The 20,739-nt window shown below is 72.8% G+C and carries 21 protein-coding genes; 3 read left to right on the forward strand and 18 right to left on the reverse strand.

Annotated features, from left to right (window positions below):
- Positions 1 to 137: 137 nt before the first annotated feature.
- The 3 genes from BUE48_RS22040 to BUE48_RS22050 form a co-directional block, all read right to left on the reverse strand.
- Positions 138 to 848 (reverse strand): demethylmenaquinone methyltransferase, encoded by a 711-nt coding sequence (locus BUE48_RS22040; protein ID WP_286990886.1) that lies wholly within the window; start codon positions 846 to 848, stop codon positions 138 to 140.
- 64 nt (positions 849 to 912) lie between these two features.
- The gene (locus BUE48_RS22045; protein ID WP_012854732.1) at positions 913 to 1,170 is read right to left on the reverse strand and encodes a DUF4229 domain-containing protein; all 258 of its coding nucleotides are present in this window, start codon (positions 1,168 to 1,170) and stop codon (positions 913 to 915) included.
- Positions 1,171 to 1,183: 13 nt separating this feature from the next.
- Positions 1,184 to 2,215, reverse strand: coding sequence for a threonine ammonia-lyase (locus BUE48_RS22050; protein ID WP_012854733.1), 1,032 nt, complete (start codon positions 2,213 to 2,215; stop codon positions 1,184 to 1,186).
- A 256-nt stretch (positions 2,216 to 2,471) separates the two neighbouring features.
- On the opposite strand from BUE48_RS22050, the gene BUE48_RS22055 reads away from it, so the two are divergent.
- Positions 2,472 to 2,678: a BldC family transcriptional regulator gene (locus tag BUE48_RS22055; protein WP_012854734.1), complete on the forward strand. Its 207-nt coding sequence runs from the start codon at positions 2,472 to 2,474 to the stop codon at positions 2,676 to 2,678.
- Between the two features lie 546 nt (positions 2,679 to 3,224).
- On the opposite strand, the gene BUE48_RS22060 is transcribed toward BUE48_RS22055, so the two are convergent.
- Complete coding sequence (locus BUE48_RS22060) at positions 3,225 to 3,467, reverse strand: hypothetical protein (RefSeq protein ID WP_286990887.1); 243 nt, start codon at positions 3,465 to 3,467, stop codon at positions 3,225 to 3,227.
- A 16-nt stretch (positions 3,468 to 3,483) separates the two neighbouring features.
- Entirely contained in the window at positions 3,484 to 4,431 is a 948-nt protein-coding gene (locus BUE48_RS22065; RefSeq protein ID WP_012854736.1) for a hypothetical protein, read from the reverse strand.
- 130 nt (positions 4,432 to 4,561) lie between these two features.
- On the opposite strand from BUE48_RS22065, the gene BUE48_RS22070 reads away from it, so the two are divergent.
- Positions 4,562 to 4,864 (forward strand): PLDc N-terminal domain-containing protein, encoded by a 303-nt coding sequence (locus BUE48_RS22070; RefSeq protein WP_012854737.1) that lies wholly within the window; start codon positions 4,562 to 4,564, stop codon positions 4,862 to 4,864.
- A gap of 130 nt (positions 4,865 to 4,994) precedes the next feature.
- Here the strand turns inward: BUE48_RS22070 and ccsB are convergent, their stop codons facing one another.
- The 7 genes from ccsB to hemL form a co-directional block, all read right to left on the reverse strand.
- Positions 4,995 to 6,014 carry a c-type cytochrome biogenesis protein CcsB gene (gene ccsB / locus BUE48_RS22075; protein WP_286990889.1) on the reverse strand — a complete coding sequence of 340 codons (1,020 nt, stop codon included), beginning with the start codon at positions 6,012 to 6,014 and terminating at the stop codon, positions 4,995 to 4,997.
- 5 nt (positions 6,015 to 6,019) lie between these two features.
- Positions 6,020 to 7,654 carry a cytochrome c biogenesis protein ResB gene (gene resB / locus BUE48_RS22080; protein WP_286990891.1) on the reverse strand — a complete coding sequence of 545 codons (1,635 nt, stop codon included), beginning with the start codon at positions 7,652 to 7,654 and terminating at the stop codon, positions 6,020 to 6,022.
- 1 nt (position 7,655) lies between these two features.
- Positions 7,656 to 8,417: a cytochrome c biogenesis CcdA family protein gene (locus BUE48_RS22085; protein ID WP_012854740.1), complete on the reverse strand. Its 762-nt coding sequence runs from the start codon at positions 8,415 to 8,417 to the stop codon at positions 7,656 to 7,658.
- Between the two features lie 91 nt (positions 8,418 to 8,508).
- The gene (locus tag BUE48_RS22090) at positions 8,509 to 9,090 is read right to left on the reverse strand and encodes a TlpA family protein disulfide reductase (RefSeq protein WP_286990892.1); all 582 of its coding nucleotides are present in this window, start codon (positions 9,088 to 9,090) and stop codon (positions 8,509 to 8,511) included.
- A gap of 45 nt (positions 9,091 to 9,135) precedes the next feature.
- Complete coding sequence (locus tag BUE48_RS22095) at positions 9,136 to 9,774, reverse strand: histidine phosphatase family protein (RefSeq protein ID WP_041440234.1); 639 nt, start codon at positions 9,772 to 9,774, stop codon at positions 9,136 to 9,138.
- A 65-nt stretch (positions 9,775 to 9,839) separates the two neighbouring features.
- Positions 9,840 to 10,790: a LysR family transcriptional regulator gene (locus tag BUE48_RS22100; RefSeq protein WP_286990894.1), complete on the reverse strand. Its 951-nt coding sequence runs from the start codon at positions 10,788 to 10,790 to the stop codon at positions 9,840 to 9,842.
- A 70-nt stretch (positions 10,791 to 10,860) separates the two neighbouring features.
- The gene (gene hemL, locus BUE48_RS22105) at positions 10,861 to 12,156 is read right to left on the reverse strand and encodes a glutamate-1-semialdehyde 2,1-aminomutase (protein ID WP_012854744.1); all 1,296 of its coding nucleotides are present in this window, start codon (positions 12,154 to 12,156) and stop codon (positions 10,861 to 10,863) included.
- A gap of 214 nt (positions 12,157 to 12,370) precedes the next feature.
- Between hemL and BUE48_RS22110 the strand changes: the two genes are divergently transcribed.
- Positions 12,371 to 14,044 (forward strand): serine/threonine-protein kinase, encoded by a 1,674-nt coding sequence (locus tag BUE48_RS22110; protein ID WP_169313047.1) that lies wholly within the window; start codon positions 12,371 to 12,373, stop codon positions 14,042 to 14,044.
- Positions 14,045 to 14,069: 25 nt separating this feature from the next.
- Here BUE48_RS22110 and BUE48_RS22115 read toward each other — a convergent pair whose 3' ends face one another.
- From BUE48_RS22115 to BUE48_RS22140, 6 genes are all read right to left on the reverse strand, one after another.
- Positions 14,070 to 14,729, reverse strand: coding sequence for a bifunctional DNA primase/polymerase (locus BUE48_RS22115; protein ID WP_012854746.1), 660 nt, complete (start codon positions 14,727 to 14,729; stop codon positions 14,070 to 14,072).
- 220 nt (positions 14,730 to 14,949) lie between these two features.
- Entirely contained in the window at positions 14,950 to 15,939 is a 990-nt protein-coding gene (gene hemB / locus BUE48_RS22120; protein ID WP_286990895.1) for a porphobilinogen synthase, read from the reverse strand.
- Between the two features lie 34 nt (positions 15,940 to 15,973).
- Positions 15,974 to 17,554, reverse strand: a complete 1,581-nt coding sequence (locus BUE48_RS22125) for a bifunctional uroporphyrinogen-III C-methyltransferase/uroporphyrinogen-III synthase (RefSeq protein ID WP_012854748.1) — start codon at positions 17,552 to 17,554, stop codon at positions 15,974 to 15,976.
- On the reverse strand, positions 17,541 to 18,476 hold the full coding sequence (gene hemC, locus BUE48_RS22130; RefSeq protein WP_286990896.1) for a hydroxymethylbilane synthase: 936 nt from the start codon (positions 18,474 to 18,476) through the stop codon (positions 17,541 to 17,543). The genes BUE48_RS22125 and hemC overlap by 14 nt, the downstream gene beginning before the upstream one ends.
- The gene (locus BUE48_RS22135; protein WP_286990897.1) at positions 18,473 to 19,777 is read right to left on the reverse strand and encodes a glutamyl-tRNA reductase; all 1,305 of its coding nucleotides are present in this window, start codon (positions 19,775 to 19,777) and stop codon (positions 18,473 to 18,475) included. Before BUE48_RS22135 ends, hemC begins: the two co-directional genes overlap by 4 nt.
- Positions 19,774 to 20,595 (reverse strand): redox-sensing transcriptional repressor Rex, encoded by an 822-nt coding sequence (locus tag BUE48_RS22140; protein ID WP_012854751.1) that lies wholly within the window; start codon positions 20,593 to 20,595, stop codon positions 19,774 to 19,776. Before BUE48_RS22140 ends, BUE48_RS22135 begins: the two co-directional genes overlap by 4 nt.
- Between the last annotated feature and the right edge of the window lie 144 nt (positions 20,596 to 20,739).

Below are 20,739 nucleotides of genomic sequence, written 5' to 3' on the forward strand. Positions count from 1 at the left end.
TCACAAGGATCCAGAGGGAGTCTATTCCTTCGGCGAGAGTGATGTGTACCTAACTCCCCGCCGCCTTTGGAGCGGTCCGAACATCCTTGTCCGGATCCAAGGGGCCGTTCGTCCCGTTTTTGCGATCTGATTGAGACTCAGGCGGGGTTGACCGCGTGGTGCAGGGCCACCACGCCGAACGTCAGGTTCCGCCAGCGCACCGACCCCCAGCCGGCCGCGATCAGCCGCTGCGCCAGCTCCCGCTGCCCCGGCCAGGCCAGGGTGGACTCGGCCAGGTAGCGGTAGGAGTCGGGGTTGGAGCTGACCCGCGCCAGCAGGGGCAGCCCGTAGCGCAGATGCAGCCGGTGCCCCAGCGCCAGCAGCCTGTTGGGAGGGTGGCTGACCTCGCACACCAGCAGCCGGCCGCCGGGCTTGGTGACCCGGCGCAGCTCGCGCAGCGCCAGATCGGTATCGGCTACGTTGCGCAATCCGAACGAAATGGTCACGGCGTCGAAGACGCCGTCGGCGAAGGGCAGGCGCAGCGCGTCCCCGGCCACGAAGCGCGGCCGGCTCCCCTCCGGCAGCCGCCCGGTACGCCGCAGGCCCACCGTCAGCATCCCGAAGGAGAAGTCGCAGGCCACCGTGCGCGCACCGGCCTCGGCGAAGGGGATTGAGGAGGTGCCGGTGCCCGCCGCCAGGTCCAGGACCCGCTCCCCGGGCCGGACGTCCAGCGCGGCCACCACCGCACGGCGCCACCGCCGGTCCAGCCCGCCGGTCATCAGGCTGTTGAGCAGGTCGTACCGCTCGGCGGTGCCGTCGAACATGGCGGCCACTTCCTCCGGCCGCTTGTCAAGAGAAGCCCTGGTCATGTCCAACACCTTAGGAGGCGCGCCGGGCCGCGCCCACGGCGGTGAGGGGTGGACGCGCCCGGGCTCAGTCCTCCTTGGCGCGGGACTGCTCGAATCTGCGGCGCCGCTCCTCGATGCCGGAGACCACGACCGCCGAGAACGCCTCGCGCTGGCGCGCCAGCAGCACGTAGCTGACGATCCCGCTGACCAGCACGGCCACCGCCAGCAGGACCATCCAGGAGGCGGAGTCGGCGTAGTCCAGCGGCAGCACCAGGTAGAGGATGCCGGCTGTGACGGCGAACACGGCCAGCCTGGCGGCGGTGTAAACGAGTACGGAACGCATGGCGCTGCCGAGTCTATGCGAGGACCTCGGTGAGCAGCGCAGGGTCGGCGTTGCCCCCCGACAGCACCGCCACGTACGCCGATGCGGCGGGCAGCTCGTCGCGGTGGAACAGGTAGGCGGCGACGGCGACCGCTCCCCCGGGCTCGGCGATCAGGCGGGCCTGCCGGGCCAGGCGCCGCATGGTCTCGCGGATCTCCGGCTCGCGAACCGTGATGATGTCGTCCACATGCTCCTTGATGTGGGCGAAGGTGAGCGAGCCGACCCGCTGGGCGCGCAGCGCGTCGGCGATCGTGCGGCCGACGTCCTCGGCGGGCCAGGTCACCGGCCGGCCGGCCAGCAGCGAGGCGCGGGCGTCGGCGGCCAGCTCCGGCTCCACCCCGATCACCTTGGCCTGCGGGCGCATCGCGCGCACGGCGGCGGCCACCCCGGCGATCAGCCCGCCCCCGCCGACCGGCACCAGCACCACCTCCACCTCCGGCGCGTCCTGGGCGATCTCCAGCCCGACGGTGCCCTGGCCGGCGATGACGTCCAGGTGGTCGAACGGGGGAACCAGGGCGAAGCCGTGCGCCTCGGCCAGGCGCTCGGCGGTGGCGACGCGGGCCTCGTGGGTGGGCTCGACGAAGACGATCTCGGCGCCCAGCCGCCGGCAGGCCTCCACCTTCACCCCGGGGGCGGTGTGCGGGATGACCAGCACCACGGGGATCTTCAGGCGGCGCGCGGTGTAGGCCACGGCCTGGGCGTGGTTGCCGCTGGAGTGCGCGACCAGCCCGCGGGCGCGCACTTCCCGCGGCAGCCGGGCGATGGCGTTGTAGGCGCCGCGCAGCTTGAACGCCCCCACCGGTTGCAGGGACTCGGCTTTGATCAGCAGGGGCGGCTCGGCGAGGGGGTAGGGGATCAGCGGGGTGCGGACGCACACCCCGCTCAGCCGGGCCGCCGCCGCCTTGATGTCGGTCAGCGTCACCAGTTCGGCGGCCGGCGATCCGCCACGCCCTTCCGGCGCCGGCTGCCGCAGGACCGTCTCATCGTGTCGGGTCACTCCGGACATGAGGCTGAGACTATGCGCTCGGTCGCGGCGGGGCCGAAGAGGGCATAACGGCAGGTCCCCGGCGGTGCCCAGTGGGGACATACGGGACGCTGCGACGGATGTGACCAAAGCTCACGTTTACTTCCCGTTATCTTTGCAGGTCATGCCACTACTCACCGTGATGTTTTGCGAAACCAAGGGAGAAATCGGTCCCCGCCCGGCACACTAAGAATCTGTCCACCCGCACCGGAAGCGGGACAAAGGGGGAGAGAACAACGTGGAAAGCACCAGCGAGCGCCTGCTGACCCCCGGAGAGGTGGCCGCGCTCTTCAGGGTCGATCCCAAGACGGTGACCCGGTGGGCCGCGGCGGGCCGGATCAGCAGCATCCGTACACCCGGAGGCCACCGTCGCTTCCGCGAGTCCGAGGTGCATGCGCTGCTGCGCGGGGAAGAGCCGCTGGCCGAGCAGTCGTCGGGCCGCTGAAGCGGCACAGGCCGCGCCGGCCTCTGCGGGCAGTCGCGCCGAGACCTGCGGGGCACCGGCATAGGGCCGCGCCCTGCCGGCCGCCGTGGCGGTCCGCCCGGCAGCCCCGGCCGCGATGCAGGTCACAGAGCCGCAGCCGGCTCACGGGGATGTGATCTGCCAGGTCATCGGGAGGCACTGAGGGTCTGTCGCGGCCTTCGCCCGCGGCGGGTGCGGCCCTGTCCTCGGCGGCCGGAGCCGAGTCGCTGCGCGCAGCGGTTCGATGCGCCCCGTCGGCAGCGCGGTCACCGGGCCTCCTCTCAAGCCACGGTTCCGGGAAGTGAGCACACCGGCCCCGGCGACGCGCTCCTTCCGCGTCGTCGCGGCGTATGCCACCGGCAGCCCTACCGACGCTTCTTCACCACGTGGTCTCACAATGCCGGTAACGGGGGTCTCGACAGCGCCTGTCGCCCTTGTGGGCATCGCATCGCCCTGACTTCACCGCCCCGGGGAACGGCATGTCGAAAAAGTTCACTTCCTGTGGAAACGGGGGGTCGAAATGGGGGTTCATTCCTCGGTCTGCGCGGCCTTCCATTCCTCGAACCGCCGGCGCAGCGCCTCGTCTCCGGCCCGCCAGCCCCGCCGCCTGTCCTCCAGCTCCTCTTCGGTCAGCGCCTGGGCGACGAGCCGGTCGTAGTCGGGGTGCCCGGGGGCGATCTCCACATAGCCCTGGCCGATGGTGTTCCCGTCCTCGGTGACGGCGCTGTGTGGGACGCGCAGGGTGCCGTCGGGAAGCCGGATCACGTACACCGTCGATCACCTCGGCTCAAATTCCGTATCTGCGGTTGAAGAACAGCATCACATCGAGCGCCAACCGGATGTTGCCGCCGAGCATGTCGACCAGTGCGGGCCGTTGCCGGGACGAGATCGCGGCGAAGGCGTCGGCGAAGAACTCCCGCCGGCCCAGCTCGGCGGGCTGGCGGTGGAAATCGCTGGCCAGATACGGCAGGCAGCGGGCGTACAGCGCGCGGAAATCGGCGCTGTCGGACCGCCAGCGCCCGCCCTCCCCGTCGATGTCGTCGAGGGCGTGCCCCACCTCGTGCATCATCACATCCGGGGTCGGCGAGGGCCGGTCGCCCACCACGATCTTGCGGTCGCCATAGGCCCCGGCGCAGATGTCCCAGGTGGCCCGGCCCGACGGCAGCGGCCGGCCGGACAGGTGCCCCATGTGGTCCAGCTGCGGCACGCCGCCCTGGCCCACATAGATGCCCTCCAGCTCGCCGGCCAACCGCACCTTGAGCGCATCGGGCAGCTCGGCCAGGCTGTCGATCGCCCGGACCACCTCCGGGCTGGGCGCGCCCTGCGCCGCGTCCCACTGCCGGTGCAAGATGCCCTCCAGGACGCCGCAGTGCCGCAGGCCGTCGCCGCGCGGCGGCACGTCCGGCGGGTGCGGCTGAGCCCGGGGCAGCTCGGGGTCCAGTTCGAAATCCCGCAACCGGTAGCCGGGGCGTTCGGCCACGGCGGGCCCGGCCCCGGGGACGGCGGGGCGCCGGTCGCCGCGTTCGGTACGGCCGTCCGCTCCATGCCGCACCGTCAGGTCGTCGTCCCGCCCGCCCTTGCGGAACCTGCCCCACCTGTCGCGCGGCTGGCTGGCGCGGGGGCGGGTGGGCAGCCAGCGCGGCCCGCGCCCGGCGGGGGGCTGTTCGGGAGGGGAGGAGGCGAAGTCCTCCTCCGGCCGCTCGCGGGACCTACGGCGAATTCCTCGGTACCGCATCCACCCCGCCTCTCGGAACGTCCGGGTGCCCGGCCGGTGCGCCGCCGGAGCCGTCCATGGCAGGGTAAAGCGCGCGCCGGTGCCGCGTCGACACGAGGTCAGCACTCGGGTCACCGGTTACGCTCAATGCATGCTCTATGTGGTGCTGGGCCTGATCATCGTTGGGATTTGGCTGTTCTGTCTGTTCGACGCGCTCACCACCGACGAGGCCGAGGTGCGGCTGCTGCCCAAGTTCGGCTGGTTCCTGATCGTGCTGTTCGGCTTCATCCTGGGGGCGCTGCTGTGGCTGGCCCTGGGCCGTCCCCGCATCCCGGTGGACCCCTCCGGCGCCGCCCTGGGCTCTTCCGCGCCGCGTCCCGCGGCGCCGCGCGGGCCCGACGACGACCCGGAGTTCCTGCGGAGCCTGGACCGCCGCATCCGCGGCGAGGACTGAAAAAGCCCCGCTTCGCAGCCGCTCAGGTCACAGTTTCCCGCCCGGCCGCACCCATGCGTCCCGGACGCGAACCGGCCGAGGCCGCACTGGCCCCGGCCGGTTGCGATCGCCTCATCCTCAGCGGGGAGGGTCAGTCCGCGTAGGAGTGCATCCCCTCGAACATGTAGTTCACTCCGAAGAAGTTGAACAGCAGGGCGGCGAAGCCCACCAGCGAGATGACCGCGGCCCGGCGGCCCTTCCAGCCGGCGGTCGCCCGGGCGTGCAGGTAACCGGCGTAGATCACCCAGGTCACGAACGACCAGACCTCCTTGGGATCCCAGCCCCAGTAGCGGCCCCACGCCTCGTCGGCCCAGATCGCGCCGGCGATGATGGCGAAGGTCCAGATCGGGAAGGCGAACACGGTGACCTTGTAGGCCAGCCGGTCCAGCACCTCGGCGTCCGGCAGCAGCGCCAGCAGCCCGCCCTTCTTCTCCCCGGGGGCCTCTTCCCGGGCCTCCTCGCGCTCCTGCCGGCGGGCGCGCAGCAGGTAGAGGATGGTCGCCGCCCCGCCGACGGTGAACGCGCCGGTGGCGACGATGGCGGCGGTGACGTGGATGGCGATCCAGTACGACCGCAGCGCCGGGACCAGCGGGCCCACCGGGGTGTACAGCCAGATGGTGGCCACGCCGAGGGCGAGCACCGCGGCGATCATCACGAACGCGCCCAGGAAGCGGGCCCGGTAGCGGGCCAGCACCACCAGGTAGGCGGTGACGGCGGCGAACGCGATGGCCGTCAGGAACTCGTACATGTTGCCCCACGGCCAGTGCTCGGCGGCCCAGCCGCGGGTGACGAGGGTGCCCAGGTGGGCGCCCCAGCCCAGCACGGTGATCAGGACGGCGAACCGGCCCCAGTCGGTCTTGCCGCGTCCACCGCCCTCCTCGGCGCCGCTCTCGCTTTCCTCGGCGGCCTCCGCCGCGGCCACGGCGCTCGACCCGCCGGCGTCCACGGCGGCGCCGACCAGCACCTTGGCGGGCTGCTCGGCCTGTTCCCGCTGTCGCCGGCGCAGGCCGAAGCCCAGGTCGAGCGCGTAGCCGACCATCGCCACGACGTACAGCAGCACGGCGCCCAGCGCGAGCTGGTCGCTCAGATTCGCGAGGTCGCTGTCGGCCACGCTGGTCACTCCTCGGTCTTGTCGGTTGCGTCGCTTGCGCCGGCGCCGGAGGGGTCGTCCCCGGGGCCGGCCGGCGGGACGGCACGGCGCAGTGCCGCCACCAGGTCGTCGAATTCGGCGGTCGGGTTGCCCAAGGTCAGCCCGCCGATCTCCACCACGGTACGCCCGCCCCCGGCAGGGGTCGCGCGCACCCACACCCGACGGCGCCGCACCGTGAAGGAGACGACCACGCCGGCGATGGCGATCACGGCGGCGATCAGGGCGGGCAGCCGGCCGGGGTCGTGGTTGACGGCCAGGCTGATCCACTCCTGCGTGCCGTCGAAGGTGATCGACCCCGCTCCGCCGGGAAGCTCGAAGGTCTCCCCCTGCCGCAGGATCTTCGAGCCGCCCTTGATGGGCTGGAGGGTCTTGCCGATGCCCTCGATCCGGTACACCGACTGGGGGGTGCCGGAGTCCAGGCCCAGGTCGCCCTTGAAGGCCATCAGCGAGATCGTCGGGTTCAGCGGGGCGGGGAAGGCCGACAGCACCCTGCCCTTGTCGGTGTCGGCCACGGCGGTGGGCCAGAACACCGCCTGGAAGGCCAGCTGCTCGGGCCGGGCGTCGGGGACCTTGATGACGCCTTCGGAGGTGAAGGCGCCCTCCTCCATCGGCAGGAACGGCACCGCGCCGCGGAAGGCGATGTCGCCCTTGCCGTCGCGCACCGTGAAGCGGGGCGCATAGCCGTGGCCCAGCAGGTAGACCTTGGCGCCGCCGACTCCCAGCGGCCGGTTGACCTTCAGGTCATAGGCCTTCTCGGGGGAGTCGTAGCCCTCCCGGTAGTAGATCTTGGCGGTGTAGTCCAGCGGCTGCCCGCGCCGCTCGCCCTCCAGGACGTACTCGGCCTTGAAGTCCTCCAGCCGGATCGAGAAGGGGGCCAGCCGGTCGGGGCTGAAGCGCCGTCCCGGGGAGAACTGGTCGTAGTAGGCCAGGGTGTTGGCGAAGGCGCCGCCCTCGGTCAGCAGGATGTTGCCGCGGTAGCCCAGCAGCGCGCCCGCCGCCACCGCGAACAGCAGCACCAGCAGCGCCAGGTGGAAGACCAGGTTGCCGATCTCGCCCAGGTAGCCCTTCTCGGCCGCGACCGAGCCCGTCCCGTCGGCGACCCGAAAGCGCCGGCCGCGCAGCAGGGCCCGGGCCTGCGAGAGCACCTGCTCGGCGTCGCGGTCGGTCTCAAAGGACGCCGACTGCGGCAGCCGCGACAGGTTGCGGGGGGCGGCCGGCGGCTGGGAGCGCATCGCCCGCCAGTGCTGGCGGGCCCGCGGGATCACGCAGCCGGCCAGTGACACGAACAGCAGGGTGTAGATGGCCGCGAACCAGGGGGCGGCGAACACGTCGAACAGCGACAGCCGGTCCAGCCAGGGACCGAGCGTCGGGTGCTCCTCCAGGTACCGGGCGACCTGTTCGGGGGCCTGGCCCCGCTGGGGCAGGAACGATCCGGGCACCGCGCCCAGCGCCACCAGGAACAGCAGGATCAGCGCGGTGCGCATGGAGGTGAGCTGCCGCCAGCTCCAGCGCAGCCAGCCGACCGGTCCCAGGCCGCGCGGCGCCTGGGGGTCCTGTGGAGCGGCGGGCGCTTCGGTGGCGGCCTGCTGCGTGTGCGTCATGTCAGATCACCGTCTCGAAGCCGCCGATCCACGACTTCAGCTCAAGGGTCAGCTCGCCCCACAGCCCGGTCACCAGCAGCACCCCGATGGCCACCAGCATCCCGCCGCCGAGGCGCGTCACCAGGCGGTAGCGGCGTTTGATGAGGCCGAAGGCGCCCAGCGCCCGCCGGTAGGCCAGCGCCGTCACCACGAACGGCACGCCCAGCCCCAGGCAGTAGGTCAGCGACAGCAGCGCCCCGCGGCCCGCGCTGGCCTCGTTGAACGACAGCGCCTGCACCGCCGCCAGGGTGGGGCCGATGCAGGGCGTCCAGCCGATCCCGAACAGCGCGCCCAGCAGCGGCGCCCCGGCCAGCCCGGCGGCCGGCAGCCGCCCGGACTTGACGGTGCGCTGCAGGCCGGGGATCAGCCCCATGAACGCCAGCCCGAACACGATCGTCAGCGCGCCGAGCACCCGGGTGATGGGGTCGGCGTACTCCAGCAGCCAGCGGCCCAGCCCGCCGAAGGCGGTTCCCGCGCTGACGAACACCACGGTGAACCCGGCGACGAACAGCGCCGCCCCGGCCACCAGCCGGCCCCGCCGCTGCCGCTGCAGGTCCACCCCGGACATGCCGGTGACGTAGGACAGGTAGCCGGGCACCAGCGGCAGCACGCACGGGGAGGCGAAGGAGACCAGCCCGGCCGCCGCCGCCAGCGGCATGGCCAGCAGCAGCGAGCCGCCGGCGACGGTCTCGGCGACCCCTTCGGTGATCCCTGTCATGGTCATGGCAGCGCTCGTCCTCCGCGCGGGGGCACGGCCCGCTCCTCCCGCGTTCCGGCGTCGCTCGTCTCGGCCCTGCCGCGGCCGCTGGCGCAGCTCATCCCTCTGCGACGACCCGGTTGATCAGCGGGTTGAGCTTGGAGTAGGTGGTGGCGCCGATGACGCGCACCGCCACCCGGCCCTGGCGGTCGAAGATCAGGGTGCTGGGCACCGCGTTGGGCGGGATGTCGCGGAAGGCCAGCATGAGCCGGCCGTCGCCGTCGAAGAGGCTGGGGTAGGTGATGCCGAAGCTGCGTTCCATGGCCAGGGCCTGGTCCTTGGCGTCCTTGAAGTTGACGCCGACGAACTCCACGCCCTTGGACTTGTGCTCCTGCGACAGCTTCTGCAGCGTGGGGGCCTCGCCCCGGCAGGGCGCGCACCAGGACGCCCAGAAGTTCATCACCACGACCTTGCCGCGCAGGTCGGCCAGGGCCAGCGGCTCGCCGTCCAGGGTGGTGCCCGCGACGTTCGCGACGGTCTTGCGGGCGGCGGGCGCGATGACCTGGGCGGTGCCGTCGCCGGCGATGAAGCGCTCGTCTCCGCTGTCGGGTCCGCCCTGGGAGGCGGTGGTGCCCGCGCATCCGGCCAGCAGCGCGCAGACGGCCACGACGGCCGCGGCGGCGGCCTTGACTCTGGGCATGGGAACTCCTACTACACGACGTAGTACATCACTGTAGTGGGGGGTTCAGGCTCCCGGGACCGTGGGGCGCCGCACCAGGTCGGCGGCGGGCTCGGCATAGCTCACCCCCACCAGCCGGACCCCTTCGAACGTCAGGCTGGTCACGCTGGCCAGCTGGCACTGGCGGTGCTTGGGGTGGTGCCACAGCCGCCGTTTTTCGGCGTACCGCCGCAGCGTCCAGATCGGCAGCTGGTGACTGACGCACACCGCCTCCCGGCCGCGGGCCGCGTCCCGGGCGGCGATCACCGCGGCCTTCATCCGCGCGGCGATCTGCTTGTAGGGCTCTCCCCAGGACGGCCGGAACGGGTTGATCAGGAACGGCCAGTGCGCGGGGCGGCGCAGCGAGCCCTGCCCCACCCCGAACGTCAGACCCTCGAAGCGGTTGCCGGCCTCGATCAGCCGCTCGTCCACCGTCACCGGCAGGCCGAAGAGCTCGGAGATGGGCGCCGCGGTCTCCAGCGCCCGCTCCAGCGGGGAGGAGAAGATGGCGGCGACGTCACGGTCGGCGAACCACTTGGCCGCCGCCTGTGCCATGAGGACGCCGTCTTCGCTGAGGTGGTACCCCGGCAGCCGTCCGTACAAGATCCCTTCGGGGTTGTGCACCTCGCCGTGCCGCAACAGATGAACGATCGTCTTCTCACTCATGGCGGAGGCCAGACTACCTGCGCGCACGACCACCGCCGTCCACGGCCCCACCCCGAAGGCCCCCGTCAGGGCCGCTGCGCGGCCACGACCGTCGTCTTCTCGTCCCTTCCGGCCGGCTGCGGGGAGCGGGCGGAGGCGCGCAGGGCGTCCAGGGCGGCGCAGATGGCCGGGCGGCGGGCCGCCTCCTGGCGCCAGACGGCGTAGATGCGGCGGATGAGGGTGGGGCGCAGGGCGACGACGCTGACGCCCGGCGGGATGTCGCAGCGGCCCAGCCGGGGCAGGACGGCGTTGCCCAGCCCGGCGGCGACCAGGGCGAGCTGGCTGGCGAACTCGTAGACCATGTGGCCGATGCGCGGCTCGCGCTCCACCGAGCGCAGCGTGCGGACCAGCCAGTCGCAGCAGATCGAGCCGGGGGTGGAGCTGATCCAGCAGTCCCCGGCCAGCTCCTCGATGCCGACCACGTCCCGCCCGGCCAGCGGGTGGGCGGCCGGCAGCGCCACATCGGCCACGTCCTCGCAGATGCTTCCCTTCTCCAGGCCGTCGGGGACGGCGAAGGGCTCGTTGTTCCAGTCCTGGACGATCGCCAGGTCGATGTCGCCGCGGGCCACCAGCGGCAGGCTCTCCAACGGGTCGTACTCGCGGACCAGCACCCGCAATCCGGGGTGGTCGGCGCGCAGCGCGGCCAGCGCGGCGGGGACCAGGCCGCGCACGGCGGTGGGGAAGGCCGCGATCGTCAGCTCCCCCACCACCGCGCCGCGGTGCGCCTCCAGGTCGGCCTCGGCCTTTTCGACCATGGCCAGGATGCTCTCGGCGTGCGCGACCAGCAGCTGCGCCGCGTCCGTCAGCCGGACTCCCCGCCCGCTGCGCTCCAGCAGCTTGTGCCCGGTCTCCCGCTCCAGCTTGGCCAGTTGCTGGGAGACCGCCGAGGTGGTGACGTGCAGCGCTTCGGCGGCGGCGCTGACCGAGCCGTGGACGGCCACCGCGTGCAGCGCGCGCAGCCGATCGAGATCGAGCATGAAGTAAATCTAAATCTGAAAAAACCGCACTTCCACCGGCTTCTAAAACGATCAGGACGGCGGGCCGGTCTCAGCCGAGCGCCTCGGCGGCGGCGCGGGCGGCGTGCGGCATGGCCTCCACCACGCGGTCCAAGGCGGCCTCGTCGTGGGCGGCCGACAGGAACCACGCCTCGTAGGCCGACGGCGGCAGGTAGACCCCGCGGTCCAGGGCGGCGTGGAAGAAGGCGGCATAGGCCTTGGTGTTCTGCCGCTGGGCGGCGGCGAAGTCGCGGACCTGCTCATCGGTGAAGAAGATCGAAAACAGCGTGCCGGCGACCTGCAGGCGGTGCGGGACGCCCTCCTTGGCCAGCGCCTCACTGGCGGCCCGGGAGACCACCGAGGCGGCGCGGGCGATGGTCTGGTAGACCTCCTCGGTGGCGTTGCGCAGCGTGGCCAGCCCGGCGGCGGTGGCCAGCGGGTTCCCCGACAGGGTGCCGGCCTGGTAGACGGGACCGGCCGGGGCCAGGTGCGCCATGACGTCGGCGCGCCCGCCGAACGCGGCGGCCGGCAGCCCGCCGCCCATGACCTTGCCGAAGGTCATCAGGTCGCCCGCCACGCCCTCCAGGCCGTACCAGCCGGTGCGGGAGGCGCGGAAGCCGGTCAGCACCTCGTCCATGATGAGCAGGGCGCCGTGCCGCTCGCACAGCGCCTTCAGCAGCCGGTTGAAGTCCTCCAGCGGCGGGACCACGCCCATGTTGGCCGGGCACGCCTCGGTGATCACGCAGGCGATCTCGTGGCCGTGCCGGCCGAAGGCCTCCTCCACCGCGGCCGCGTCGTTGTAGGGCAGCACGATGGTGTCGGCGGTGGTGGCGCCGGTGACGCCCGGGGTGTCCGGCAGCGCCAGCGTGGCCACCCCCGAGCCGGCGGCGGCCAGCAGGGAGTCCACGTGCCCGTGGTAGCAGCCGGCGAACTTGACCACCTTGCTGCGGCCGGTGAAGCCGCGCGCCAGCCGGATCGCCGACATGGTGGCCTCGGTGCCGGAGTTGACCAGCCGCACCATCTCCACCGGGGTGCGCGCCACGATCTCCTCGGCCAGCTCCACCTCGCCGGGGGTGGGGGCGCCGTAGGAGGTGCCGCGCTCGGCGGCCCGGGTGACGGCCTCCACCACCGCCGGGTGGGCGTGGCCGAGGATCAGCGGCCCCCACGAGCAGATCAGGTCCACATATTCGTTGCCGTCGGCGTCGATGAGGTACGGGCCGCGCGCGGAGGCGATGAACCGGGGGGTGCCGCCCACCGCCCGGAAGGCGCGCACCGGCGAGTTGACCCCGCCCGGCACCACCGCGTTCGCCCGCTCGAACAGCCGTTGGGAGTGATCGATGCCAGTCATCCGACCAGTCTCTCAGTCGCAATCCGATGAAGACACTTGACCCGGGCCGTCAATGGCCGATATCCACCCATCTAAATCAGTGCGGGGTTCGCCGTCGACAAGGGTCGGTGCCCGGGCCGGTGGCCGAGGCTTGCTGATCGTCTGCCGGGCCGCACGAACCGGAGGGAAGCGAAAAGAAGTGGTGGACGGCTGGACGGTCCCCGGCTTCACACACGTGAAAGAGCTGGGGCGCGGCGCCTCCGGGCGGGTGATGCTGGCCGTCGACGACGTCACCCGCACCGAGGTCGCCATCAAGTACCTGGACGAGCGGCTGTGGTCGGACGCGTCCTGGATGCAGCGGTACCGGGCGGTGGCCCGGCGCATGACCCAGGTCGAAGACGAGGCCATCGCCGACCTGTACGACCTGGTGGAGGGGCCCGGCGGCGCGGGCGCGGTGGTGATGCAGCTGGCCCGTGGGATCAGCCTGCGGCGGATGCTGGACGTCCAGGGCCCCACCGGTCCGCTGGCCGCGCTGGCGGTCTTCGGCGGCTCGCTGGCCGCGCTGGGCGCCGCGCACCAGGCCGAGGTGGTCCACCAGGACTTCAAGCCCGGCAATGTGCTGGTCGAGCCCACCGGCGAGATCCTGGTCACCGACTTCGGGATCGTCCCGCCGCGCGCCTTCGGGGACGAGCCGCCCGGCACGCCCGCCTACGCCGCGCCCGAGCTGTGGGACGGCGCCCCCGCCTCCCCCGCCTCCGACCTGTATGCGGCGACCGTGGTGTTCTACGAGTGCCTGACCGGACGCCGCCCGTTCGATGCGGCGGGAAACGGCGGCAAGGCGCTCGCCGCGCTGGCCAAGGCGCACCGGGAGGCGCCGATCCCGGCCGACGCGGTGCCCGGCCCGCTGCGCGGCCTGATCCTGGCGGGCCTGGCCAAGGACCCCGGTGACCGTCCCGGCTCGGCCGAGGACTTTTTGGCCATGCTGGAGGAGGCCGCCGTCTCCGCCTACGGGCCGTCCTGGGAGGCCCAGGGCGCCGGGCGGCTGACGGACATGGTCACCGCGACGCTGTCGGCCCCGCCGCCCGCCCGGCCCGAACCGGCCGGCACCGCCCGTTCCGCGGCCCCCGCCGCCGGCCTGCGGAGCCGGCGGCTGCTGGTGGGCGCCGCCGGGGCGGTGGCGGCGATCGCGCTGGCCGGGGGCGCGGTGCACGTCCTGAGCGGCGGGCAGGACCGGCCCGGCGGGCAGGACGTGCTGCTGCCGACGGCCGCCGCCGAAGGCCCCCGGCCGGACCTGTCGCCCACCCCGGGGCCGGGCGCGGCGCTGGCCGCGCGGATCGAGCGGACGGCGGCGCGCCATCCCAGCGCGTCCTTCTCCTTCCGCCGCTCGGGCTGCTGCGGGGCGGCCGTCACCGCCAAGGGCCGGTTCCGGCTGGTGAGCGGGGGGGAGCCCGCCTACTCGATGCTGGTGTCCAGCAGCGACCCGCAGACCCGCCGCACGGCCCGCACCATCTTGATCGACGACACCGCCTACGTGCGCACGGGCGCGTCCTGGCAGCCGGTCCCCTCGGCGGGCGCGCAGACCCAGGGGTATGCGCCGCTGGCGGCCGGGGTGCGCGGGGGCACGTCCGTGGCGAACGTCGCCAAGCTGGTGCAGGGCAGCACCTCGCTGCGCCAGGTCGGACGCACCTACCGGGGCGTGGTCCCGATGGCCGCGCTGGTGGACGAGCCGCTCTACAACGACCTGACCCGCGCCACCGGGGCGAAGCGGGCGGTGTTCGCGCTCGCCCTGGACTCCTCCGGGCTGCCCCACCGGCTCCATGTCACCGTCGGCTCGGGCGACAAGGCCGTCACGTTGCGCACCGCCTACGCCAGGTGGGGGCAGCCGGTCTCGATCACCGCCCCCCGCTGAAGGCGCACCCGCCTTCAGCGGGCTCTCAGCAGACCGCCTCGCAGCAGTCGGAGAGGATCTCCAGCACCCGCACCGGGTCGGGCAGCAGCGCCCCGTCCGGCGGGCGCACCCAGGTGACCTCGCCGCCGGGGAGGATGGAGGGGGGCGCCACCACGTAGCTCTCCCGGCAGTGCCAGCGCAGCCCCGGGGAGTCGTCGATGGTCTCCGGGGAGCAGTCCAGGTGGCACGACCACCACTCGTCCTCGTCCTCGGGGGCGCCCCGGGTGGCGACGAAGAACAGGTGGCGTTCGGAGCCGAGTGCGGCCACCGGGCCGACCGGGCTGGTGGGGCCGGGGCCGGAGTAGCGCCGGCCGATCCGCTCCAGCGCCATGCGCCCGGCCGCCGCCGGGACGTCGAAGACGTCGAAGACCCGCCCGGTGGGCAGGATGATGTTGGGCTGCCGGTCGTCGTCCCACCAGCGTTTGATCGTCTCCAGGTCGGTGGTGGCCTGGATGGCCCAGGCCGCCGAGACCGGATGCGCCCCCGGGGCGGGACAGCCCACCCGGTCGCAGGAACAGGCGCGGTCGCCGTCGAACAGCGGACGCGCCCCGGGTACGCAGGGCCATCCCAGGGCGGCGTACTCCTTGGCCGCGGCCCGAAGGCGGCCCCGCGCCCGCTGCCGCCTGGCCGCCGAAACCGTCAGCATCATGGCTCCCCCCAGTCCAGCGGGCCGCCGGATGGCCTCGGCCGAGGCGACCCGCGAATGCCGACGCGTGCGCCGGTGCCTTCGTCCTCCGTTACCCGATAATGACGGGCGCCATTTTCCGGACGAGCACCAACCCCCGGAAACGATCCCAATTGACTAGGAAGACATGATCCCTATGTGACATGTGTGACATGAGGGAAAACCGGGGCCGCTCCTCGGGTCAGCGGGAGGTGAGCCGGCGGGCCACCTCGGCCGCCCAGTAGGTGAGGATCAGATCCGCGCCCGCCCGGCGGATGCCGATCAGCGACTCGATGATCACGCGCTCGCGGTCCACCCAGCCGCGCTCGGCGGCCGCCTCGATCATCGCGTACTCGCCGCTGACCTGGTAGGCGGCGACCGGCACGGTGACGGCGTCGCGCACCCGGCGGACGATGTCCAGGTAGGGGCCGGCGGGCTTGACCATCACCATGTCGGCGCCCTCCTCAAGGTCCAGCATGACCTCCCGCAGCGACTCGGCGGCGTTGGCCGGGTCCTGCTGGTAGGCCGAGCGGTCCCCAAAGCGCGGCGCGCACTCGGCGGCGTCCCGGAACGGGCCGTAGTAGGCGGAGGCGTACTTGGCCGAGTACGCCATGATCGCCACCTGGTGGTACCCGGCCCCATCCAGCGCGGCGCGGATGGCGCCCACCTGGCCGTCCATCATCCCGCTGGGCGCCACCACGTGCGCGCCCGCGGCGGCCTGCGCCACGGCGATGGAGGCATAGCGCTCCAGCGTCGCGTCGTTGTCCACCTCGCCGGAGGGGGTGAGAATGCCGCAGTGGCCGTGGTCGGTGTACTCATCCAGGCACAGGTCGGCCATCAGCACGGTGTCCTCGCCCAGGTCGCGGGACAGCTCGCGCAGCGCCCGCTGGACGATGCCGTCGGGGTCGTCGGCCGCCGACCCGGTGCCGTCCTTATGCGCCGGGACGCCGAACAGCACGATCCCGCCGACCCCGGCCTCCACCGCCTCGTGGGCGGCCTTGCGCAGCGAGTCCAGGGTGTGCTGGACGACCCCGGGCATCGACGGCACCGGCTGCGGCTCGGCGATGCCCTCCTTGACGAACATCGGCAGGATCAGGCCGGCCGGGTCCAGCCTGGTCTCGGCCACCAGGCGGCGCAGCGCCGCGCTGCGCCGCAGCCGCCGCGGCCGGGCGACGGGGAAACGGGCGGTCATGCTCTTCACCTCGCACGTGGCAGGGAACGCGCCGTCAGCGGCGCCGGCGGGCGCCGCGGCGCATCTGGCTCGGCTTGCGCAGCGGCTCGCCCGCCTCGATCTGGGCGGCCCTGCGCTTGGCACCGTACTCGGCCAGTGCGTCGGCCAGCTCCAGGGCCGAGGGCTTGGCCGCCATGACGTCCACCCGCAGCCCGTACTCCTGGGCGGTCTTGGCGGTCTGCGGGCCGATCACCGCGATCACCGTGACGTTGTGCGGCTTGCCGGCGATGCCGATCAGGTTGCGGACGGTGGAGGAGGAGGTGAACAGCACCGCGTCGAACCCGCCGCCCTTGATGGCCTCGCGGATCGGCGCCGGCGGCGGCGCGGCCCGCACCGTCCGGTAGGCGGTGACGTCGTCGCACTCCCAGCCCAGCTCGGTCAGCCCGGCGATGAGGGTGTCGGTGGCGATGTCGGCGCGCGGCAGCAGCACCCGGTTGATCGGGTCCAGGTCCTTGTCGTACGGCGGCCAGACCTCCACCAGGCCCTCTCCGGACTGCTGGCCGGTGGGCACCAGGTCGGGGGTGACCCCGAACTCCATCAGCGCCTTGGCGGTCTGCTCGCCGACCGCGGCGACCTTCAGCCCGGCGAAGGCGCGGGCGTCCAGGCCGTAGTCGTCGAACTTCTCCTTGATCGCCCGCACCGCGTTGGTGGAGGTGAACACCACCCACTCGTAGCGGCCGGTGACCAGGCCCTTGACGGCCCGGTCCATCTGCTGGGGGGTGCGCGGCGGCTCCACCGAGATGGTCGGCACCTCTTCGGGGACCGCTCCATAAGAGCGCAGCCGCTCCGACAGGGAGGCGGCCTGCTCCTTGGTGCGCGGCACCAGCACCCGCCAGCCGAACAGCGGCTTGGTCTCAAACCACGAAAGTCGCTCCCGCCAGCCCACCACGTCCCCTACGATGATCATCGCCGGGGACTCCATGCCCTTGGTGTCGGGCACCAGGCGCTGCAGCGTGGTGACCACGGTCTCCTGCTCGGTGGTGGTGCCCATGCTGGTCATGGCGGCCGGGGTGGACTCCGGGCGGCCGGCGGCCATCAGGCCCTTGGCCACCTCCGCCACCATGCCCTCGGCGCCCAGGATCACCAGCGTGGCGTCCGGGGAGGAGAACTCCTCCCAGTCGACCCCGCCGCGGGAGGCGTCGATCACGCGGACCTCGCGGGTGCGCGAGTCGGTCAGCGGGATGCCGGCATACCCCGGCACGCCGGTGACGGACGAGACCCCGGAGACGATCTCGAACGGGATCCCGTCCTTGGCGCACATCGCGGCCTCCTCGGCCAGCGAGCCGCCCAGCACCGGGTCGCCGCGCAGCAGCCGCACCACGGTGCGTCCGGCCTTGGCGGCCTCGCCGACCAGCCTGACCGGGTCGCCGTCGGCGACGTCGAGGATCTCGGCGTCCGGACGGCAGTGCGCCAGCACCTCGGCGGGGCAGATCGCCCGGTCCACCACCACCGTGTCGGCCTGGCGGAGTTTGTCGACGGCCCGCAAGGTCAGCAGTCCCGGGTCGCCCGGTCCCATTCCCACGAACGAGACCTCGGCCGGTGCGTTGCCCTCGGTGTTCCTGTTAGCGGGGTTCAATGTGACGCTCCCCCATCAACTGGTCGGCCCCCTGGGCGAGCAGCCGGGCGGCCAGCTCGCGCCCGATCTCCTCGGCCCGCTCCGGGTGGCCGCTGCCGGAAAGCCGTACCTGACGGGCGCCGTCGATGCCGGCGACGCACGCACTCAGGTGCAGGCTCGGTTGTTCTTCCTCTGCGCTGTCTTCGACGGTGGCGTAGGCGCCGACCGGGGCCGAGCAGCCCGCTTCCAGCACCGCCAGCACGGTGCGCTCGGCGGTCACCGCGGCCCGGGTGGGCGCGTGGTCGACCGTCGCCAAAAGCTCGATCAGATCGAGGCGGTCGCTGCGGCACTCCAGCGCCAGCGCGCCCTGGCCGGGGGCGGGCAGCATGTCGGCCGGGTCGAAGACCTCCACGACCGCGTCCCGCCGGCCGATCCGGCCCAGGCCCGCATATGCCAGTACCACCGCGTCCAGCTCCCCATCGGCCACCTTGCGCAGCCGGGTGTCGGCGTTGCCCCGGATGGGGACGATCTCCAGGTCGCCGCGCAGCGCCCGCAGCTGGGCCACGCGGCGCGGCGAGCCGGTGCCGACGCGGGCGCCGCGCGGCAGGTCGGCCAGCTTCAGCGGGCCGCACAGGGCGTCGCGGGGGTCGTCGCGCCGGTAGACCGCCGCCAGCGTGATGCCCTCGGCGGGCGCGGTGGGCAGGTCCTTCAGCGAGTGCACCGCGAAGTCCACCTCGCCGGAGATGAGCTTGTCCCGCAGGGCGCTGACGAACACGCCGGTGCCGCCCATCTGCGCCAGATGCGCCCTGGAGATGTCACCTTCGGTCGTTACCCCGACCAGTTCCACCGCATGCCCGGTGAGCCGGGTCAGCTCGTCGCCCACCCGCCGGGACTGGGTGGTGGCCATCAGGCTCTTGCGGGTGCCCAGGCGCAGTGCGGTCATGATGCGGGTCCTTCGATGTCGGGGCGCGCCACGGCCTCGGGCGCCTTGGGGTCCAGGTCGAACAGCTCGCGCAGCGCGGCCGCGTAGGTGTCGCCGCCGGGCGCCGCCGCCAGCTCCTTGACCCGGACGGTCGGGGCGTGCAGCAGCTTGTCGACCACCCGCCGCACGGTCTGGGCGATCTCGGCGCGGTCCCGTTCGCTGAGCGAGGGCAGCCGGCCCGACAGGCGGGCCAGTTCGGCCTCCACCACCTTGGCCGCCTTGCTGCGCAGCGCCACCACGGTGGGGGCCACCGCCGCCGCGCGGGCGGCGCTGAGGAAGGCGGTCACCTCATCGGCCACGATCCGGCGCACCGCCTCCACCGCCTTGGGGCCGACCGCGCTGGCGGCCTCCTCGGCGGTGCGCAGGTCGTCCAGCCCGGCCAGCGCCACTCCGGGCAGGTCGCGCACGGCCGGGTCCACATCGTGCGGCAGCGCCAGGTCCAGGAAGAAGCGCCGGTGCGGCGCCGGCGGGACCTGGTCGGCGGTGATCACCAGCCCGGTGGCGCCGGTGCAGGAGACCACCAGCTCGGCCTCGCCCAGCGCGCCGGGCAGCTCCTCCATGCGGATGGCGCGGGCGGGCACCTCGGCGGAGGCGGCCAGCCGCTGGGCCCGCTCGTGGGTGCGGTTGGCGACGATGAGCTCGCCGACCCCGCCGCGGGAGAGGGTGGCCACCGCCAACCCGCTCATCGACCCGGCGCCCACCACCAGGGCGCGCCGTCCGGCCAGCTCGCCCAGGTAGTTCTCGGCGACGCGGAGGCCCACGCTGACCAGGGACGCCCCGGCCTTGTCCACGCCGGTCTCCGAGTGCGCCCGCTTGCCGACCCGCAGCGCGTGCTGGATCAGCTCATGCAGGTCGCGGCCGACCGTGCCCTCGGCCTTGGCCAGTTTGAACGCCTCGCGGATCTGGCCGAGGATCTGGCTTTCGCCGATGACCATCGACTCCAGCCCGCAGGCCACGGAGAACACGTGCTGCACGGCACGGTCCTCGTAGTGGACGTACAGGTGCCGGCTCAGCTCCTCCAGCGGCAGCGCGGCGTGCCGGGCCAGGCGTTCGGAGATGTCGGAGACGCCGCCGTGGAACTTGTCGACCACGGCGTAGACCTCGACGCGGTTGCAGGTCGAGACGATCAGCGCCTCGGCCACGTGCGCCGACTCGTGCACCTCGTGCAACAGCTTGGTCAGTTCATCGCCGGCCGCCGCCGCGCGTTCGAGCATGGCCACCGGCGCACTCCGGTGGCTGAGCCCGACCACCAGGATGGTCATGCCTCAACCGCCTCTATGTACTGCGAAGTGCCGGAGGGCTTTTCCCCCTCCTGCCGATCACCATGCGCATCCGCACTTGCGTCCGGATCGGTCTTCAGGCGATCGGCCATCTCTCCCGTCCAGTCCTCTTCCGCCGTCTCGGCCGGCTCGGCATCGCCCGGGCCGCCGGCCTTGCGCTGCTCGTGGAAGGCCAGGATCTGCAGCTCGATGGACAGGTCGACCTTGCGCACGTCCACGCCTTCCGGCACCGACAGCACGACCGGGGCGAAGTTGAGCACGCTCGTCACGCCCGCCGCCACCACGCGATCGCACATGCTCTGGGCGGCCGCCGCGGGGGTGGCGATCACCGCGATGGACACCCCCTGCTCGGCGATCACGCTTTCCAGTTCGTCGATGTGCCGGACGGTCAGCCCGCTGATGCGCTCGCCCACCACGGAGGGGGAGGAGTCGAACAGGGCGGCCACCCGGAAACCGCGGGAGGCGAACCCGCCGTAACCGGCCAGCGCCCGGCCCAGGTTACCCACCCCGATGATGGCCACCACCCAGTCCTGGGTGAGGCCCAGCTCACGGGAGATCTGGTAGACGAGGTAGTCCACCTCGTACCCGACGCCCCGGGTGCCATAGGAGCCCAGGTGCGACAGGTCCTTGCGGAGCTTGGCGGAGTTGACCCCGGCCGCGGCGGCCAGTTCCTCGGAGGAGACGGTGGCCACTCCCCGTTCCTGCAGGCTGTGCAGCACGCGCAGGTAAACCGGCAGCCGCGCCACCGTGGCTTCGGGAATCCCGCGATCGGCGCGGGTGCGGTTGTGTCGACGTGTCACGGCCTGCTCTTTTGGGCTTGACGCCAGGGTTGAGTCTGACCAGGCCCGATCTGCCGACGGCCGGGCGGGTGACTGCGGCCCGGCCGCCTTGGGCCGTCACCCAGATTAACCCTTGTGAACATGCGCACAAAGCCCATGCCCGAT

The sequence above is a fragment of the Thermomonospora sp. CIF 1 genome (assembly GCF_001896795.1).
In the GTDB taxonomy this organism is placed as follows: Bacteria; Actinomycetota; Actinomycetes; order Streptosporangiales; family Streptosporangiaceae; genus Thermomonospora; species Thermomonospora curvata.

Excerpts from the sequence above, each read along its gene's own strand:
- BUE48_RS22040 (WP_286990886.1), bottom strand. The coding sequence starts at position 848 with ATGACCAGGGCTTCTCTTGACAAGCGGCCGGAGGAAGTGGCCGCCATG.
- BUE48_RS22045 (WP_012854732.1), bottom strand. The coding sequence starts at position 1,170 with ATGCGTTCCGTACTCGTTTACACCGCCGCCAGGCTGGCCGTGTTCGCC.
- BUE48_RS22050 (WP_012854733.1), bottom strand. The coding sequence starts at position 2,215 with ATGTCCGGAGTGACCCGACACGATGAGACGGTCCTGCGGCAGCCGGCG.
- BUE48_RS22065 (WP_012854736.1), bottom strand. The coding sequence starts at position 4,431 with ATGCGGTACCGAGGAATTCGCCGTAGGTCCCGCGAGCGGCCGGAGGAG.
- BUE48_RS22070 (WP_012854737.1), top strand. The coding sequence starts at position 4,562 with ATGCTCTATGTGGTGCTGGGCCTGATCATCGTTGGGATTTGGCTGTTC.
- resB (WP_286990891.1), bottom strand. The coding sequence starts at position 7,654 with ATGACGCACACGCAGCAGGCCGCCACCGAAGCGCCCGCCGCTCCACAG.
- BUE48_RS22085 (WP_012854740.1), bottom strand. The coding sequence starts at position 8,417 with ATGACCATGACAGGGATCACCGAAGGGGTCGCCGAGACCGTCGCCGGC.
- BUE48_RS22090 (WP_286990892.1), bottom strand. The coding sequence starts at position 9,090 with ATGCCCAGAGTCAAGGCCGCCGCCGCGGCCGTCGTGGCCGTCTGCGCG.
- BUE48_RS22095 (WP_041440234.1), bottom strand. The coding sequence starts at position 9,774 with ATGAGTGAGAAGACGATCGTTCATCTGTTGCGGCACGGCGAGGTGCAC.
- BUE48_RS22100 (WP_286990894.1), bottom strand. The coding sequence starts at position 10,790 with ATGCTCGATCTCGATCGGCTGCGCGCGCTGCACGCGGTGGCCGTCCAC.
- hemL (WP_012854744.1), bottom strand. The coding sequence starts at position 12,156 with ATGACTGGCATCGATCACTCCCAACGGCTGTTCGAGCGGGCGAACGCG.
- BUE48_RS22115 (WP_012854746.1), bottom strand. The coding sequence starts at position 14,729 with ATGCTGACGGTTTCGGCGGCCAGGCGGCAGCGGGCGCGGGGCCGCCTT.
- hemB (WP_286990895.1), bottom strand. The coding sequence starts at position 15,939 with ATGACCGCCCGTTTCCCCGTCGCCCGGCCGCGGCGGCTGCGGCGCAGC.
- hemC (WP_286990896.1), bottom strand. The coding sequence starts at position 18,476 with ATGACCGCACTGCGCCTGGGCACCCGCAAGAGCCTGATGGCCACCACC.
- BUE48_RS22135 (WP_286990897.1), bottom strand. The coding sequence starts at position 19,777 with ATGACCATCCTGGTGGTCGGGCTCAGCCACCGGAGTGCGCCGGTGGCC.